A 17563-nucleotide genomic window follows, 5' to 3' on the forward strand; every position below is an offset into this window, starting at 1 on the left:
CCCTCTGGGACTATGGTGGGCACAAGGAGGTATGGGTTTGTCTGATTACCGCTCATCGGAGCAGTTCGCGTCCACTGATCATCTGTGCACGGAGGCAGTCGCCGCGTTCGTCGACGGTGAATTGATGCCGGCTGCTCATAAGCGCGCTATGCAGCATCTACTGGCTTGCCCTGAGTGTCGCAGGGAAGTAGCTCGGCAACGCCAGGCAGCTCAGCGTCTCCGCGACTCGGGCGAGTTCCACATACCATCCGATCTACGCGCACGGCTGGCATCTCTGTCTGAATCGACAGTTCCTTCGGATGTTCCTGATGCCCGCAACCTTGCTCATCGACGTCCAGAGTCCCTAGTCGCAGCAGTCGAATCTGTGCTGCGCAATCTACGTAAAGCGAGAACCGGGCAGTGAACCGATTCGCCCCTCAACCAGGCGAAGCTGGTGGCCTTCAACGCCCACCCATCCCTGAATCACAGCTCACGCGTGACGACGAATCGTCGACAAGCACATACTCCCCGTGGCACGACGATTCCGCGCAGATGATCAGCGGTGCACCGGCGAAGCAGGCCGGGGCGCGTGAGGAAGATCCGGTGCGACCGATCCCGAAAGTTGATATACGGGAAGCTCTTTTTGGCCGTATCGTGCCGTGGCGATCGGTAGCGCTTGCTTCGGCAGTGGTTCTTGCTATCGGCGGTGTTGGCGGTTTTATCGGTGGTTGGGCAGGGAAGACGACGCGCGCGAGCTACGAGGCTGTTGAGCTTCGGCAGGTCGATGGTCGTGCTGGTGGTACAGATCTGACGGCGATTGGTGAGGTTGCCGAGACTATCCGGCCCGCTGTGGTGTCGATTTCTGTGGGTGCCGGCGAAATGTCGGGCGTGGGATCGGGTGTGGTCATCGACGGTGCCGGATACATCCTGACAAACAATCACGTGGTTTCAATTGCTGCCGACAAAACTGACGCAGAGATCAAGGTTCAGTTCAGTGAGGGTGGCGAAACGCGCCAGGTGGATGCGACGCTCGTCGGCCGAGACACCATGACGGATCTGGCTGTCGTGAAAGTAGAAAACGTAACCGGGTTGAAAGTCGCCCAGCTCGCCGATTCTGATGCAGTGAAAGTTGGTGACGGCGTTGTAGCCATGGGATCACCGCAAGGGTTGCAGGGCACAGTTACCCAGGGCATCGTCTCGGCGCTCCAGCGCCCGGTGAAGTTGTCCGGCGAAGGCACCGATACCGACGGTGTCGCCGATGCAATCCAAACTGACGCTTCCATTAACCCAGGAAACTCGGGTGGTCCGTTAGTGGATATGCGAGGTGCGGTGATTGGTATTAACACCGTCATTTTCTCGGTATCCGGCGGTTCGCAGGGATTGGGTTTTGCTATCCCGATGAATACGGCAAAGAGCATCGCAGAGCAGCTCATTGCAGGGGAGCAGCCACACCACCCCTCAATTGGCGTGACGACGCGCACCGCCATCAACGGCACTCTTGCCGGCGCTGAAATCGCTACCGTCGCTGCCGGAGGGCCTGCCGAGCAAGCCGGAATCATGGAGGGCGATGTCGTGACCGCCGTCGGAGATCGCGCTGTTGAGTCTGCCGATGAGCTGACAGTGGCAATTTGGTCTGCTGCATTGGCGAAGCCAGGGGAAGCTTTGCCCGTCACGGTTGTTCGTGAAGGGCAGCGTGTCGAGTTGACGGTGACTCCGTCGTAAAGCAAGTGTTTGATTGGGCGCACGCCGTGTCGTACCTATCTGTGCGAGACGATGTGCCGTTGACTAAGGTTGATACACGTGTTCACCAATGTTGGCTGGGGAGAAATCCTCGTACTTTTCATCGTCGGCCTAGTTCTGATTGGGCCTGAGCGACTGCCGAAGCTCATCGCGGATGTGCGTGCGATGATTCTCGCTGCTCGCACCGCTATTGACGATGCCAAACAGAGCCTCGCTGGTGAATTTGGTGAGGACTTTGATGAGCTCCGCAAGCCCCTCGAGGACATCGGTCAGCTGCGTAGTCTGAATCCACGCACCGCAATTACGCGCACGCTTTTCGACGGCGACGATACGTATCTTGACTTGCTCTCCGGCAAACCAGCCGCTGGGGGAGATGCCAGTGAAGCCAGGGGAGCCGGTGCGGCCGGACAGACAGGGACGACCTCGGCTGGTCAAGCGCCCGCCGTCTCTCCCGCTGCGGTGGCACGACCAGCGCAGACCGCCCCTGAAGTGCAACATTCTGCGCCAGCAAGCTCAAGGAATCCGAGTGACGCAGCTCCTGCGGAGCAACCACAGCAGACCAGCTGGGTCGACGACGACGTCCTTTAAAGCAGCGCTGAACCCCACGTCAGCTTGAGCGCGGTGTTCAGTGAGCTTTCGATGCCAACCAGCGAACAAGGACTCCTGCAGGGAGTTCCTGGCAGTTGACAAATCCAGTCCCGGCCCACAAATTGAGGGCTTCGGGGCTGTTGTTTTCCGCAGGGGCAGTGCGAATTGGTGAGGTCAAATAGTGCACCTGTGGGTATACCGCGGGTGCGACAGCAGTGAATTCCTTCGTGAATTGATTGACCAATGACCTGGCGAGCCGACCCGAAAAAGCACGAGTGAGAACAGTGTCCTCGAATTCACCAGACAGCAACGCTGCCTTGTGTACGGGTTTGGTGCCCGCCTCGTCCGTCGTCAAGAACAGCGTGCCAACCTGAACAATGTCGGCACCTGCAGCAATGAGCTCATCGACATCATGTGGACCCGCAACACCACCCGCTGCGATGACAGTAACCTCAGTGTCGGGCTTCGCAGCGTTCGACAGCACCGGGCGCAATTTATCGAGTAGCTCTCGAATCGAATGCGTAGGAGCAGGCTCAGCCGTTGTAAACGTGGACTGGTGTCCTCCTGCCTCGATGCCCTGAGCAATAAGCACATCGACACCCAATTCCAGGGCAGCCTGCGCATCGGCAACGTTGGTTACCGTCACGCCTACAGCAGTACCGCGTTCTTGCAGCTGCTTTACGACGTCGAGGCGAGGCAACCCAAACGTGAATGACACAAATGGGACGTGTAGGTCCGTGGTGAGGAGGCGGAGCTTGGCTTGCCAATCGTCGTCAGACCAGCGAGGTTCGTAGGGGAGTCCGACATCTGGAAAATCTCGGTGGAGGAGGTTTCGATAAACTTCCCACGCTTCGTGGTCAGCGGGATCCCGCGGATCGGACTCTGTCTCGGGAACGAAGAGGTTGATGCCAAAAGGCAGGGCGGTGTCAGAGTCGACGGCACTCAACAGCTGCTGAGTAGCGGTGATCTGGGCTGCCATGGCATCAGCCGTCAGATAGCCTGCAGCAAGCATGCCGAGGCCACCTGCGGCGGAAACTGCGGCTGCAAGCTCAGGGGTTGATGGACCTCCAGCCATAGGCGCTACAGCGATGGGAGCGGTTACGGGCAGGAGGGTCATGATTGATGCCTTACTAATGGACTAGTTTTTAGGGGTAACGCCAAGTCCCAGGGACTTGCCAGCAAGCGACTCGCGACGAACTACAAGCTTCTCAGCGATATCGTTCAACGCCTTACCAGCGCCGGACTCTGGCAACGACAGGGCAATAGGGGTGCCTTCGTCGCCGCCCTCACGCAGGCGGGTATCCAATGGAATCTGGCCCAACAACGGCACGTTTGCGCCCGTCAGCTGGGTGAGTCGAGTAGCTACAGTCTGGCCACCACCAGAGCCGAAAACATCCATCTTCGAACCGTCTGGCATTTCCATCCAGCTCATGTTCTCAATGACACCGGCGATACGCTGGCGAGTCTGGAGAGAAATCGTGCCGGCACGCTCGGCAACTTCAGCTGCAGCCATTTGCGGGGTGGTGACGATGAGAAGCTCAGCGTTCGGTACCAACTGCGACACGGAAATAGCAATGTCGCCCGTTCCTGGTGGCAAGTCGAAGAGCAATACGTCTAAGTCGCCCCAGAACACGTCAGCAAGGAACTGCTGAATCGCGCGGTGCAGCATCGGACCACGCCACACAACAGGAGCGTTGTCATCGACAAAGTGTCCGATAGAGATCAGAGATACGCCATGAGCCTGTGGAGGCATAATCATGTCATCGACCTGATGCGGCTTGTCAGTCGAACCCATCATGTGGGGGACAGAGTGACCATAAACATCGGCGTCGAGAACACCGACAGCAAGACCCTTCGCTGCCAAGGCAGCAGCCAGGTTCACCGTCACAGACGACTTGCCAACGCCACCCTTACCGGAAGCAACAGCGTATACGCGCGTACGCGAATCAGGCTGGGCAAATGGAATAACAGGCTCAGATGTCGAACCACGCACGGCATTGCGGAACTCGCGCCGCTGTTCGTCGTTCATGACGTCCGTCGTAACGCTGACGGTACCGACACCGTCAATGCCCTTAACCGCTTCTTCTGTACGTTCAACGATGACGTTGCGCATCGGGCAAGCAGCGATAGTCAAATAAACTTCGACGGCTACGTCATTGCTATCGGAAATATCAATGGACTTCACCATGCCAATCTCGGTGATTGGGCGACGAACTTCGGGGTCCTCAACCTGCGCCAACGCGGTGCGGACTTGTGCTTCAGTAATTTGTGTACTCATCAATTGTCGATTCTACGTTTCCGCCTGAGTACCGTTGCCCTCAGGCCGGTGATGTGGGCTATGGGGTAGGTCATGATGGGATTCTGGATGCGGCTGCGATTGGTACAACTTGGCCTCAATGCGTTCCAAAGCGTTCGTGACATCCTCCAGCTCTCGGCGTAGATAGTCACGAGTCACTGCGTCGCCGACTACTGCGCGCACGCCGGCAATTTCCCGTGCCAAGAACTCGGTGTCAGCCTTGGTTTCTTCCGATCGACGACGGTCTTCCGCGATAGCAGCACGGTCGCGATCCTCCTGGCGATTCTGGGCCAACAGAATAAGCGGAGCGGCGTAAGCGGCCTGGGTTGAGAATGCAAGGTTGAGCAGAATGAATGGATAAGGATCCCAGTTCCACTTCATGCCTCCGATATTCAGCAATACCCAGATGATGACGAAAATCGTCTGATATGCCAGATACTTACCCGTTCCCAAGAAACGAGCAATATTCTCAGCGACTTCGCCAACGCGGTCACCATCGAAGTTGACGATATTGCGCCGACGCTCGGTAACTGGGGTGACCAACTCATTTCGGCGGTCACTGCGATCACGATCAATCGAGCTCACGACACACCTCCGTTGGTACGTGGATTTCTCGACTGTGGATTGGTCGACTGCGTGCTTTCAGACGGTGGAGTTCCATCGGGACGAATGCCATGCTCACGCCAATCTTCGGGCAGCAAATGATCAAGCAAGTCATCGACAGCGAGTGCGCCCAGCAAATGGCCTTCGCTGTCAACGACTGGACCACACACCAGGTTATAGGTAGCAAAGTAGCGTGCAGCAGTCTCGTCGCTGTCCTCAGCGAACAAGCGTGGCAGATCTGGATCCAAGATGCCACCGATCTGCGTGGATGGCGGTTCGCGCAAGAGTTTCTGCAAGTGGACACAGCCTAGGTACTTGCCAGTCGGAATCGCCGTGGGTGGGCGGACCACAAACACCATCGAAGCCAATGACGTCGGCAGCTCGGGATCACGCGCTCGGGCCAGCGCCTCAGCAACTGTTGAGTTGGGCTGCAGAATTAGTGGATCGGATGTCATCAAACCGCCGACAGTATCTGGTTCGAACACCATCAAGCGGCGTAGCGCCTGAGACTCTTCAGGAGCCATCAAATCAAGCAACACGTCGGCGCGGTTTTCATCGAGCTCACCGAGTAAGTCGGCAGCATCGTCTGGATCCATTTCCTCCAGAATGTCGGCTGCACGCTCAAGATTCATGTCTTCGAGCACTTCTGTCTGATCTTCGTCTGGAAGCTCCTGAATAATGTCGGCGAGCAGTTCGTCGGCAAGAGCTTCGGCGATACGACGGCGCCTTTCCGTCGGCATCGATGAGATCGCATGCGCGACGTCGGCCGGACGCATTTCATGGAATTCGGCGATAATCTCGGCGTCTGAATCCAGCGGGGAGGTGCTGACCCCCAATCCATGCACGTGATTCCATGGCGCAACGTTTACTTCACGACGGCCACTCCAGCCACGCTTCGGCCCCAATACAGCAACACGTGTCAACACCCAGTCTCGGGTGCGGTTCCGCTCCAATTCGATATCCGTTACCTCTTGTGGAACACCGTGGAGCTTCTCCAGATCCGGATCATCGATCTGCACTTTCGTTCCGACGATATCGCCAATGATGGTGGACTCACCCGGGCGCGTTTTGAACTGGCGCATGGAGATCTGACCGGAAACCATGAGGATTTCCCGTGGCTCGACGACACACCGCCCCATAGGAATGAACAGGCGTCGCTTATCGGTGATCTCAACGACGAGGCCCAATGCCAACGACGATGCACCAGAAGGCCGCAAGCGAACGACGATGTCACGAACACGACCAATGGAATCACCATCGGGGTTTCGGACCTGCATGCCCACCAAACGACCCGCATACACGCGCTGAATTCCACTCATAATAGATAAGAATACAAATGAGGGAACAAGACTGTGAGTCAATGCGTTGAACAGGTAAGACGCAGCTGAAATGAGAAAGAGAGACTCTTCGATGACACGACCAGGTCAGCCTCCACAATCACATAGTGGCCGAGAGCCCTCGGTTCCTGAAGGATGGCCAGTCGGCAGTTTTAGCACGTACAGCCAGGCGCAGGCAGCGGTCGACGAGCTGAGTGATCGTGACGAGTTCCCAGTGTCAGACCTGACCATCGTCGGTGTAGACCTGATGCAAGTCGAGCGTGTGGTGGGTCGCCTCACATGGCCGAAAGTTCTGGGTGGTGGGGCAATGTATGGCGTGTGGATGGGCGTGTTCTTCGGCCTGCTGCTCGGCCTTTTCCAGGAAGACTGGATCCCGCCGCTGCTCACAGGTGTAGTCGTCGGTGCTGTGTTTGGCATCGTGCTTGCCGCGGTGCCGTACGCGATGCAAAAGGGGAAGCGAGATTTTGCATCAACAACGGAAATCGTTGCCGGGCGTTACGACGTGCTCTGCCATCCACGCAACGCTGAGAAAGCAAGGGATGTCCTTGCCCAGCGTCGCCTAGGCGGACGTTAAAGCCACTTGTTGCGTTTGAGCACCCAAACGAGGACAAGAACGATCGCCAACATAATGCCGATGACTACGAAATAGCCGTACTCCATATGTAGCTCGGGCATATTATCGAAGTTCATTCCATAAATGCCGGCTAGTGCCGTTGGTACGGCAAGAATTGCGGCGTATGCCGAGATCGTACGCATATCACGGTTTTGTTGGAGTTGGATCTTCACGGCAGCGGCGTCGATAAGTGCAGATAGTCGTTCATCGAATCCCTGGACCATGTCGGCGGCAACAAGCTGGTGATCAAGGACGTCAGACAAGTAGCGTCGAATCGCTTTGGGCATAAGTTTGCCACGCATATTGACCAGTGTGTTTAGCGCTGGGGTGAGCGGTTCGATGGCATGGCGCATCTCTAGGATTTCTCGTTTGAGGATGTACACTTCCTCGATATCCGAATCTTGCTGAGGCTCGAATACGGAGTTCTCCATGTCCTCAACGCGATCTTCCAGCTGGTGAACAATGCGCAGGTAGTTGTCAACCAACAAGTCGGTCAGCGCCCACAGCACACCAGCGGGACCCTGCTGTAACACTTCCGGGTCAGATTCGACTCGCTGGGTCATCCACTTCATATCATCGCGTGGCATGCCCATACGGATAGTGATGATGTAATCGTTGCCAACGACCATGAGCAGCTGGCCGGAATGAATGAACTCGTTCTCATCGTCGGCCAGGCCATCTGGCGAATAATGGATTGAACGGAGAACGAACACCATGTGGTCGTCGTGCATTTCGACTTTAGGGCGTTGACGTTGAGTCAGCGCATCTTCAACCGTGAGCTCATGCAAGCCGAAAACTTCGGCGATTGAGTCCATTTGTGTTTCGTTAGGCCGTGACAATGACAACCAGGTGAAGCCCTCGCCGAAACGGTTGACCTCTGCGCGACCTGAACGGTGATCGTACTTGCCAGGAAGGCGTTTACCACCTACGAACACTGCGCAATCTCTAATCGCTCCGTTGACAGTGTTATTCCCAGAGCCACTGGACGAAGACATAGCCACGCGACGGGTCGCCCGCTGATTGTCGCCCATAACAAAGCTCCTTTAACCTAGGACTGATGAAGAACCACTCAAGCATAAAGCCTACTGTCGCAGTCCTCGTAGCCGGAGCTGCACTGCTGACGTCGTGTGCTTCCAATGAGCCTACGATGAGTCGTCCCGCTGTACAGGACAGCCAGGTAACTGTGGGGGCCTATGGCACTGATCCACAGCAGTTGGTTCTGGCTGAAGTTTATGCTGGTTCTTTTCAGCGCTCCGGCCGTGAGGGCGTGACGCTCACAGGATTGGCGTCGGGGGAGCGAATCTCCGCAGTCCGTTCCGGTGAAGCGACCATGGCATTTGGCTGCACAGGCGAACTTTTAGGTTTGCTGGATCCAGCTCGTGCCCGGGAGCTTGCGGAAGAATATGCACGTGACGACGATCCTGATAAGGAACTATCGCCCGAATGGCGTGACACAACGTACGCGGCATTTTCAGAGTCTCTACCGGGGTCAATGATGGCAACAGACCCGTCGAACGCCCAAGGGTGCGATGACGTGAACAAGGCCAATCCTGGGGCATCATTGCCTCAGCATGTTGTGCCGTTCTATTCGGTGCCAGCACTGACCCGGCGTGATCGCGTTGACGCGTTGAACCGAGTTGCAGGTTCTCTAACTACAAAAGAAGTAGCGCAGATGACGAAGGATGTTGTTAACGGCGGTGAGCCAGCGACCATCGCTGAAGAGTGGCTTGCGACCTCCAAGTTTGCAACAGGTTAGATACCTGTGGATATGTGCAGGTAGGGGGCATATCTAGGTGGTAGTGTGCCAACTATGCACGATGATCACGACGACCTGCTCCTTGCAGAGCACACTTCCCTCGATCTTGATTCGCCGTATATCGACGTAGCAGTGGAAGTGTTTTCCATGCTTGCCGATACGACGCGACTGAAAATCGTTTTGGCTTTGCGCGACGGCGAATTGCCTGTTGGGGAAATTGCCGAGAAGGTAGAAAAGACCCCAACCAGCGTTTCCCAGCATTTAGCAAAACTGCGCCTGGCTCGCATGGTGACTACACGTCAGGAAGGTACTCGTGTCTATTACTCTATGCAGGACGAGCACGCTTTAAACTTGGTGTCTCAGGCTATCTATCAGGCTGAACACGCGATTGACGGGGATTGGCCACCGCATCAGCGTCATCGCTAGTTGGCTGTGCCAACGAGGTCGGCCTAATTACTTGGTCGATGCTTCGCGAGCCGCGCGGTTACCCAGAACCGCCGAATAGGTAATCAGGGCGACGGCAATTGTTGCACCCACCAAGATGGTGATGATCACTCCAAGCATGTACTGCTGGAACAATGCACCCAGGCCACTGAGCATCATGATCGCGCCCGCAACCATCGTGATGGTCTTGGTGCGTTGATGGGCACGGAGCCAAGCTTCATCACTGGCGATTGTTGCAGAAGTACGAATCCCGGCGATGGCGTTTCGCTTAAGTTTCCCCGATGCCGCCGCGGAAGCGACCCACATGATGACCGCTCCGCCAACTACCATCACGACGAACAAGATAATCCGCATTACTATGTCGCTGTCCATGCTTCCATGGTATCAAAATGCCTGTTCATGGGGCTTTTCGACGTTTCGATGAGTTAACCCGGTCGAATGTGCCCAAAAGCGAAAAGGGTGGGAGTTTCCGTAGAAACTCCCACCCTTCATTGGCTAGTGAACTAAGTTGACCAGCCAATATCGTTTAGAAAGCTAAGGCTCTCGGCAATCCCGGGATTAGCGGAACGCCTCTTCCAGGAGCGCCTTTTCTTCCATTGCGTGAACCTTTGCAACACCGGTTGCAGTCGAGGACTGTGCGCGGCGAGAGACACGCTTCAGCTTTGGCATGTCTGGCAGCAACTCTGGAAGCTGCAGTGCCAGGAATGGCCATGGGCCCTGGTTCGCTGGTTCATCCTGAACGAAGCGAACTTCGGTGGCGTTCGGGTAAGACTCGAAGGTCTCGCGCAGACGGTTGAACGGCACTGGGTGCAGCATTTCCAGTCGGACAATAGCGGTGTCCTCGTGGCCTTCCTTCTGACGCTTCTTCTCGAGCTCCCAGTAGATCTTGCCGGAGCACAGCAAGATCTTAGTGACCTTGCTCTTGTCCTTGCCTGCGAAGTTCTGATCGTCGATGACGGACTGGAACTTCTTGACATCGGTGAACTCTTCGGGGCCAGACACTGCCATCTTGTTGCGCAGCATCGACTTCGGAGTGAAGACAACCAATGGTCGGTGCAGATCCGAGAGAACGTGACGACGCAGCAAGTGGAAGTAGTTCGCAGGAGTCGAAGGCTGTGCGACCGTGTAGGAACCTTCTGCACACAGCTGCAGGAAGCGCTCGATGCGAGCGGAGGAGTGGTCAGGTCCCTGACCCTCGTAGCCGTGTGGCAGCAGCAGGATCAGCTTGGAGGTCTGACCCCACTTGGCTTCACCGGATGCGACGTACTGGTCGATCATGGTCTGAGCGCCGTTAGCGAAGTCACCGAACTGTGCTTCCCAAGCGACGACTGCATCTGGGTTACCCAAGGTGTAGCCGTACTCGAAGCCCATGCCTGCGTACTCGGTCAGAGCGGAGTTGTAGACCATGAAGCGGCCACCGTTGCCCTGTGCCTGACCGTAGGCGTCCATTGCGTTGTACTCGTCGCCCGTGTTCGGGTCGACGAATACTGCGTGACGCTGGGTGAAAGTACCGCGACGGACATCCTCACCAGCGAGGCGAACGGTGCGACCAGCACCAGTGAAGGAACCGAAAGCGAGGAGCTCTGCGGTACCCCAGTCGATGCCACCCTCCTGTGTCATCTGTGCGCGCTTCTTTGCGACAGGGCGAACGCGAGGGTGAATGGTGAAGCCTTCTGGCGTGTTGATGAATGCCTGGCCCATAGCCTGCAGCTCGACCTTGTCGATGCTGGTGTCCAGACCGTGTGGCAATGGCTGGGAGCCAGCAATACCAGTCTGGTCACCTGGCTTGCCACCCTTGTTAGAGGAGCGGACTTCGTTGAAGACTGCTTCCATCTGATCGTGGAAGTCCTGGCGAACTGCTTCGTACTCTTCCTGGGACAGGTCACCGCGACCAATGAGGTCTTCGGTGTACTGAGCGCGAACGCCTTCCTTGTTGTCGATGACGCCGTACATTGCTGGCTGGGTCATCGATGGATCGTCGGCCTCGTTGTGGCCACGCTTGCGGTAGCAAACGAGGTCGATGAAGACATCCTTGCCGAAGCGGTTACGGTAATCGACTGCGAGCTTACCGACCCAAGCAACTGCCTCCGGGTCATCACCGTTGACGTGGAAGACTGGGCAACCGTAGGTCTTAGCAATGTCGGTGCAGTAGTAGGAGGAGCGACCGCTATCTGGCGACGTCGTAAAGCCGATCTGGTTGTTCACGATGATGTGAACGGTGCCGCCGACCTTGTATCCGCGCAGAGCCATCAGGTTCAGGGTTTCCTGAACGATGCCAAGGCCTGCGAATGCTGCGTCACCGTGGAGCAGCATTGGCATAACGGTGTAGCCCTCGTCGCCGAGATTGAGCATGTCCTGCTTAGCGCGGGCGAGACCCTCAACAACAGGGTTGACAGCTTCGAGGTGCGATGGGTTAGCAGTCAGCGTGACGTCGATTTCGCCTTCGCCGAACATCTGGATATGGCGACCCTGGGTACCGAGGTGGTACTTCACGTCACCAGAGCCACCAGCCTGAGCTGGGTCCATGTTGCCTTCGAACTCAGTGAAAATTTGGCTAAAAGGCTTGCCAACGATGTTCGCCAGAACATTGAGGCGACCACGGTGAGGCATACCGATGACAACCTCGTCGAGGCCAGCGCCAGCAGCGGTGTCGATTGCCGAGTCCATCAAAGGAATCAGCGACTCTGCACCTTCGAGGGAGAAGCGCTTCTGGCCGATGTACTTGGTCTGCAAGAAGTTTTCGAATGCTTCAGCTGCATTCAGCTTCTGCAGGATGTACTTCTGCTCGGCGTGGGTTGGCTTTGGCTGGCCACCTTCGACGCGCTCCTGCAGCCACTCACGCTCATCAGCATCGAGAATATGCGTGTACTCGGTACCGACCTTGAGGCAGTAAGCATTGCGCAGGCGAGACAGTACCTCGCGCAGCGTCATGGACTCCTTGCCGCCGAAACCACCGACGTTGAACGTGCGGTCGTAGTCCCAAACCGACAGGCCGTGGTAAGCGATATCTAGGTCACGGTGGTCTGGAGTGATGATGTTCGGGTGGTCAAAGTGCAGCGGGTCAATGTCTGCCAGCAGGTGGCCACGGGAACGGTATGCCTCGATGAGGCGCATAACGCGGGTGTTCTTGTCGATACCCGTGTTCGGCAAATCCTGTGCCCAGCGGACAGGGGTGTAAGGAACACCCATGACTTCGAAGATGTGATCCCAGAACTTGTCGTCGATAAGCAGGTTGCTCATCGTGCGCAAGAACTCACCAGACTCTGCACCCTGAATGATGCGGTGGTCGTAGGTGGAAGTAATGGTGACAAGCTTGCCAACACCGAGCTCGGCAAGACGGTCTGCCGAAGCGCCAGCGAACTCTGCTGGGTAATCCATCGAGCCGACACCAATGATGGCGCCCTGGCCCTTGGTCAAACGCGGAACCGAGTGGCGGGTACCGATGCCACCTGGGTTGGTCAGCGAAATGGTGACGCCCTGGAAATCCTTGCCGGTCAGCTTTCCGACACGGGCGCGAGAAACGATGTCCTCGTACGCATCCAGGAACTCCTTGAAGGACAGCGTTTCACATTCGCGAATAGCTGCTACAACGAGGGAGCGGGAGCCGTCCTTTGCTGGCATGTCGATAGCCAGCCCCAGGTTGATGTGCTCTGGAGTAACTAGGACTGGCTTGCCGTCAACAACCTTGTAGCTGTTGTTCATGTCTGGGTGCAGCATGACAGCCTTCACCATGGCGTAGCCGATGATGTGGGTGAAGGAAATCTTGCCACCACGAGAACGCTTCAGCTGATCGTTAATCAGAGCGCGGTTCTCGAACATGAGGCGAGCTGGCATATCGCGTACAGACGTCGCGGTTGGAATCTCCAGCGAGATATCCATGTTCTTGGCGATAGCCTTAGCGACACCGCGCAATGGAGCCTCGCCGGATTCAACGTCGCCGACCTTTTCGACAGCATCCATTGGAGACTGCTTAGGCTTACGAGCTGGCTGCTTCTGTGGAGACTGGGTTGGTTCCACGCCCTTGGATGGGCGCTTTCCGGTTTCCTTGGCCTCAGCTGCAGTCGCAGCAGCGGATGACGCTGCTGGACCTGCGGTTACTGGCTGAACGTTGGCCTCCATACCGGAGGCGTTCTTAGCGAAGTAATCACGCCATTCCTGACTCAGGGACTGCGGATCCTTCTTGAACTGCTGGAACATCTCGTCGACCAGCCATTCGTTCTGGCCGAAGCTCATGTCGCTGCTCACGGCAGGTACTCGCCTCATTTCGTGTTTGTTTGCATGCACCGCAGGGTTGAAGCGGAGAACAACAATGCGGAAGATAATTTTTGTTGGTCAATCAAGCATAACCGCATCTTTATGAAGTCTCCATGACCCCGTTGCCCTTATGGTACGTGTCCCAAAGCTTTTGGTAGTAGCCACCCGCCCGGAGCAATTCAGAATGGGTGCCCTCCTCGACAACGCGTCCTGCCTCGAGGACAATAATTCGATCTGCTCGTGCTGCTGTAGCAAGGCGGTGAGCGACGATCACAGATGTCTGTCGACGAGTGGCCAAATGGGCTGCATTCAAGACGGTGGCCTCGGTGGCTGGGTCAAGGGTTGCTGTGGCTTCGTCGAGAAGCAGGAGCTTGGGTTCGACGAGCTGAGCCCTCGCCAGTGCGATGATCTGTCGCTGCCCCGAAGAGAGGCCACGCCCGCGTTCCCCGACAGGGTGGTGAAATCCGCCGGGGATGCTCGCAATGATATTGAGCGCTCCAACCCGACGAGCTGCAACGGTGATCGCCTGGGGAGTCGCCTCGGGGTTTCCATACGCAATATTCGATGCGATCGTTCCGGTAAACAAATGCGGTTCTTGCGGGACATAGCCAAGGCTGGTGCGCCAGTCGTGGAGAGGAAACTCACGAATGTCTGTGTCTTCCGCCGTGACTCGCCCTGCAACAGGATCATGGAACCGTGCAAGAAGCTTAACGACGGTCGACTTTCCAGCTCCAGTCGCGCCAACGACGGCGACAGTTTCGCCGGGAGAAATCGAGAGGGAGAAGTCCTGCAAAATTGCAGGGGCGTTCGCAGTCATGGAGTAGCGGAAGTCGACACCGTCAAGGCTGATCTCACCGCTGGCGGCGGTGTGAGCGCCAGGGTGGGTGCCGTCGTCAGGCATTGGCGGGCTGGACAGGAGACCCGAGATGCGGTCGAGGCCAACCTTTGCTTGCTGGTATCCGTCGAAAACTTGGGATAGCTGCTGGATCGGTCCGAAAAGCATACCGAGGTAGAGGGTGAATGCGATGAGTGTTCCGGGGGATGCGGTCCCGCTCATCACTTGTTGAGCACCTACGGCGAGAACGGCTGCCGTCGTGAGTTCAGCGACGAAGTTGATACCAGGGAAGAAGACAGAAACGGCGACCTGAGCACGATTGCGAAGTGTTCGATAGAGGGCGGATTCTTCAGAGAAGTCGGCCAAGATGTCGTCGCGACGCTGGAAGGTTTGGACGTTTCGGAGTCCACCGATAGCTTCCTGGAAATCAGCGTTGACGGTTGAAACCTGCTCGCGAGCTGCTTTGTAGAGCTTGGACGAAATACCTCGAAAAATGGTCGTCGCGACGGCGATGATGGGGACCGCAATCAATGCGACCATGGCGAGCGACACGTCAGTGGAAACCAACATGATCGTGACACCCGCGAGAGTGAAGAGGGCCGTAATGGCCTGGGCTACACCAGTCTGCAGGAATGACGACAGGGCATCGATGTCGGTAGTCATCCTGGTCATGATGCTGCCGGATCGCTGACTTTCAAAGTAGTTCAGGCCAAGCGAATTCAGGTGGCGATACGAGCGAATCCGAAGTGCATAGAGAAGTCGTTCACCAGTACGCGATGCCAATACCGTGGTGCCAGCGACTGCGAGCCAGCTGGTAGCTACAACGAATAAGCCACCCAGAGCCGCTAGCCACAAAGACTGTTCGTTGCCTTGGGTGATGCCTCGGTCAACTGCGTGACGGACAAGCATCGGAAATGACAAATCTGCGGCAGCAGATACTGCGAGCAATACGACAACAGTAGTAATGAGCCATTTCGCGTGACCCAGGAGAGCCCGAAGCGAAAATGATTCCGATCCATCGAAAGCAGCTGTACGGATAGCAGGCTCTTCTGTGGCAGGGGGCAATGCCTCAATGCGTTGAAGCAACTCGGGAGTTGCAGGTGCGTTGAGCATTGCAGAACCCATCGGGCCACCACCGCCACCGCCGCGTCCAGGCGGGCCTTGAGGCGCTGCCGTGGCCGCATGCGAAGCCACCATGCGTTGCGACGTGGACTGCGACGCTACACCAGCACTATCGGCGTCAGCCGTATCTGGCCAAAGTTCCACCCACGTCGGCCCCGCCGCATCTGGTTCGTCAAGGACTAACGGCAATTGCCCCGAGTTAGATGCCGCATGCGCTGCACGGGCTTGCGCCAACTGCTGTGGCGTGACGTCCATCAGATTGACAAAGCGCGGATGCGTAGCAGCGAGCTCATTCCACGATCCATGCCCTGTTATGGCCCCTTCTTCCATGACGACGATGTCGTCAGCGATGTCGAGCGTCGACGAGCGGTGAGCCACGACGATGACGGTGGTGTCGACACAGCGTCGTCGTAAAGCGTTGAAAATGAGGGCTTCGGTGGATGCGTCGATTGCGGAAGTCGCATCGTCGAGAACCAGAATGCGGGGATTGGCAAGGAAGGCGCGGGCGAGAGCAACGCGCTGGCGTTGACCGCCGGAGAGATTATGGCCACGCTCGCCGATAACGGTATCCCAGCCGTTGGGGAGCTGATCAACGAAGGTGACCTGGGCATCGGCGGCGACCGCTTCGAGTTCCGCGTTGGAAGCCTGCGGATTGGCAAAGAGGATATTGTCGCGCAAAGTGCCGGAGAAAAGGTGTGGTTCGTCGGGGACGACGGTAACGATGGAACGAGCATCATTGCTTGACAGTGCAGTGAAGTCGACTGTCTCACCGTTACTTCCCAAAAGGGAAATACTTCCCGAGTCTGGCTGGTAAAAGCCACCGAGTAGCTCGGTAAGAATGGTCTTACCGGCGCCCGGTGGACCCACCAGCGCGAGAGTGGTGGCAGGTGGCACCGTGACCGAAAAGTCTGACAGCAGCACCCGGTTCTTGCGAGAGTGCGACACGTTGTCGAGGACGAGGCCTACTGGACCATCTGGAATTGGAGCAGAGGTGGCGGGGCCTGTGTAGTCAGGCTCGGTGCGGATCACTTCAGCCACGCGGTCAATGCTCGCGGAAGTAAGCTGCAAGCTGATGAGCATGTTGGCCAACAAACGCGACAGCGTCGTCATGGTGGTGAGATATGTCGCGAACGCGACGAAGGTGCCGACCGTAATATGCCCATGCAGCGCCAACCAGCCACCAACCGCGATATTTGCCACCAGCGATACCTGAGGTAATGACTGCAGCGCGGGCTGATACCGCGCATTGAGCTTGGCTGCTCGCAAACGCAGACTGTACAAGCGACGAGACAGTGCGGTCAGCTTTTCCGACTCTCGATCTTCCTGGCCGAATGCCTTGACGACGCGTACGCCCGTCACAGTTTCCTCGACATGTGTGGCGACATCGGCAGCTTGTTGCTGCGCTGACCAGGTCGCGGCATGAAGAATACCTCGAGATTTGAGCGCGACTCCGACGATCATCGGGACAACCGCGAGACCAACAAGGGTGAGTGGAATCGACAACGTCACCATGACGATGATGGTCAAAACGAGTTTGATCAGCGATCCGAGCGTCAAAGGCAGCATCGCCAAAAGACCCTGAATAGCTTGCAGGTCGGAGATAGACCGGGACACCACTTGGCCGGTTCGGATGCGGTCTTGGGCCGGGCCGTCGAGAAGTGTCAGTGAGTCGAGCAAACGCACACGCAAATCATGCTGGACATCAAGCGAAAGTTTGCCCGAGAGAAATCGTCGAGCTCCTTGAGCCACAAAGCGAATGATGCCGACGGCGATAAATACAGAGATCACCGCAGTCAGTGGTGACAACTGAGGGAAGGTCTGGGCAGCCATGCCACCCGTCCCTTGGCCAGTTGCAGTGTCGATGGCATCGCGGGTGAGGAGTGGAAAGACGGTTTCAAGAATGACGACCGCTAGCGTTGCACCAGCGACACCGAGCATTGTGCCCAAGTGCCGTGTGCACGCCTTCCACAAAAACGATGTCGCAGATGATGTTGCT

14 protein-coding genes are annotated in these 17563 nt (G+C 56.9%); 6 read left to right on the plus strand and 8 right to left on the minus strand.

Annotation, left to right across the window (positions count from 1 at the left end; translation table 11 throughout):
- Positions 1-31: 31 nt before the first annotated feature.
- The 3 genes from WG934_RS03840 (at position 32) to tatB (ending at position 2307) form a co-directional block, all read left to right on the plus strand.
- Complete coding sequence (locus WG934_RS03840) at positions 32-403, plus strand: anti-sigma factor family protein (protein WP_339977770.1); 372 nt, start codon at positions 32-34, stop codon at positions 401-403.
- Complete coding sequence (locus tag WG934_RS03845; protein ID WP_339988765.1) at positions 400-1701, plus strand: S1C family serine protease; 1302 nt, start codon at positions 400-402, stop codon at positions 1699-1701. The genes WG934_RS03840 and WG934_RS03845 overlap by 4 nt, the downstream gene beginning before the upstream one ends.
- Before the next feature lie 78 nt (positions 1702-1779).
- Positions 1780-2307, plus strand: a complete 528-nt coding sequence (tatB, locus tag WG934_RS03850; RefSeq protein ID WP_339988767.1) for a Sec-independent protein translocase protein TatB — start codon at positions 1780-1782, stop codon at positions 2305-2307.
- A gap of 37 nt (positions 2308-2344) precedes the next feature.
- Here tatB and WG934_RS03855 read toward each other — a convergent pair whose 3' ends face one another.
- From WG934_RS03855 to WG934_RS03870, 4 genes are read right to left on the minus strand one after another with little or no spacing between them, the layout of a single operon-like run.
- Positions 2345-3424, minus strand: coding sequence for a nitronate monooxygenase (locus tag WG934_RS03855; RefSeq protein WP_339988768.1), 1080 nt, complete (start codon positions 3422-3424; stop codon positions 2345-2347).
- Between the two features lie 21 nt (positions 3425-3445).
- Positions 3446-4585: an Mrp/NBP35 family ATP-binding protein gene (locus WG934_RS03860; RefSeq protein WP_339988769.1), complete on the minus strand. Its 1140-nt coding sequence runs from the start codon at positions 4583-4585 to the stop codon at positions 3446-3448.
- A 12-nt stretch (positions 4586-4597) separates the two neighbouring features.
- Entirely contained in the window at positions 4598-5188 is a 591-nt protein-coding gene (locus WG934_RS03865; protein WP_339988770.1) for a DUF1003 domain-containing protein, read from the minus strand.
- Positions 5185-6525 (minus strand): magnesium transporter MgtE N-terminal domain-containing protein, encoded by a 1341-nt coding sequence (locus WG934_RS03870; protein ID WP_339988771.1) that lies wholly within the window; start codon positions 6523-6525, stop codon positions 5185-5187. The genes WG934_RS03865 and WG934_RS03870 overlap by 4 nt, the downstream gene beginning before the upstream one ends.
- A gap of 91 nt (positions 6526-6616) precedes the next feature.
- Here WG934_RS03870 and WG934_RS03875 point away from each other — a divergent pair, with 91 nt between their 5' ends.
- Positions 6617-7117, plus strand: a complete 501-nt coding sequence (locus WG934_RS03875) for a general stress protein (RefSeq protein ID WP_339977785.1) — start codon at positions 6617-6619, stop codon at positions 7115-7117.
- On the opposite strand, the gene corA is transcribed toward WG934_RS03875, so the two are convergent.
- Complete coding sequence (corA, locus tag WG934_RS03880) at positions 7114-8187, minus strand: magnesium/cobalt transporter CorA (RefSeq protein WP_339977787.1); 1074 nt, start codon at positions 8185-8187, stop codon at positions 7114-7116. The genes WG934_RS03875 and corA overlap by 4 nt on opposite strands.
- Before the next feature lie 26 nt (positions 8188-8213).
- Between corA and WG934_RS03885 the strand changes: the two genes are divergently transcribed.
- Positions 8214-8912, plus strand: coding sequence for a hypothetical protein (locus tag WG934_RS03885; RefSeq protein ID WP_339988772.1), 699 nt, complete (start codon positions 8214-8216; stop codon positions 8910-8912).
- Between the two features lie 54 nt (positions 8913-8966).
- Positions 8967-9338: an ArsR/SmtB family transcription factor gene (locus WG934_RS03890; RefSeq protein ID WP_339977791.1), complete on the plus strand. Its 372-nt coding sequence runs from the start codon at positions 8967-8969 to the stop codon at positions 9336-9338.
- A 27-nt stretch (positions 9339-9365) separates the two neighbouring features.
- On the opposite strand, the gene WG934_RS03895 is transcribed toward WG934_RS03890, so the two are convergent.
- From WG934_RS03895 to WG934_RS03905, 3 genes are all read right to left on the minus strand, one after another.
- Entirely contained in the window at positions 9366-9728 is a 363-nt protein-coding gene (locus tag WG934_RS03895) for an SdpI family protein (RefSeq protein WP_339977793.1), read from the minus strand.
- Between the two features lie 186 nt (positions 9729-9914).
- Positions 9915-13601 (minus strand): multifunctional oxoglutarate decarboxylase/oxoglutarate dehydrogenase thiamine pyrophosphate-binding subunit/dihydrolipoyllysine-residue succinyltransferase subunit, encoded by a 3687-nt coding sequence (locus WG934_RS03900; protein ID WP_339977795.1) that lies wholly within the window; start codon positions 13599-13601, stop codon positions 9915-9917.
- A gap of 109 nt (positions 13602-13710) precedes the next feature.
- Positions 13711-17505 carry an ABC transporter ATP-binding protein gene (locus WG934_RS03905; RefSeq protein WP_339978809.1) on the minus strand — a complete coding sequence of 1265 codons (3795 nt, stop codon included), beginning with the start codon at positions 17503-17505 and terminating at the stop codon, positions 13711-13713.
- Positions 17506-17563 lie beyond the last annotated feature (58 nt).

This window comes from Corynebacterium sp. H78, from assembly GCF_037572275.1.
Lineage (GTDB): Bacteria > Actinomycetota > Actinomycetes > Mycobacteriales > Mycobacteriaceae > Corynebacterium.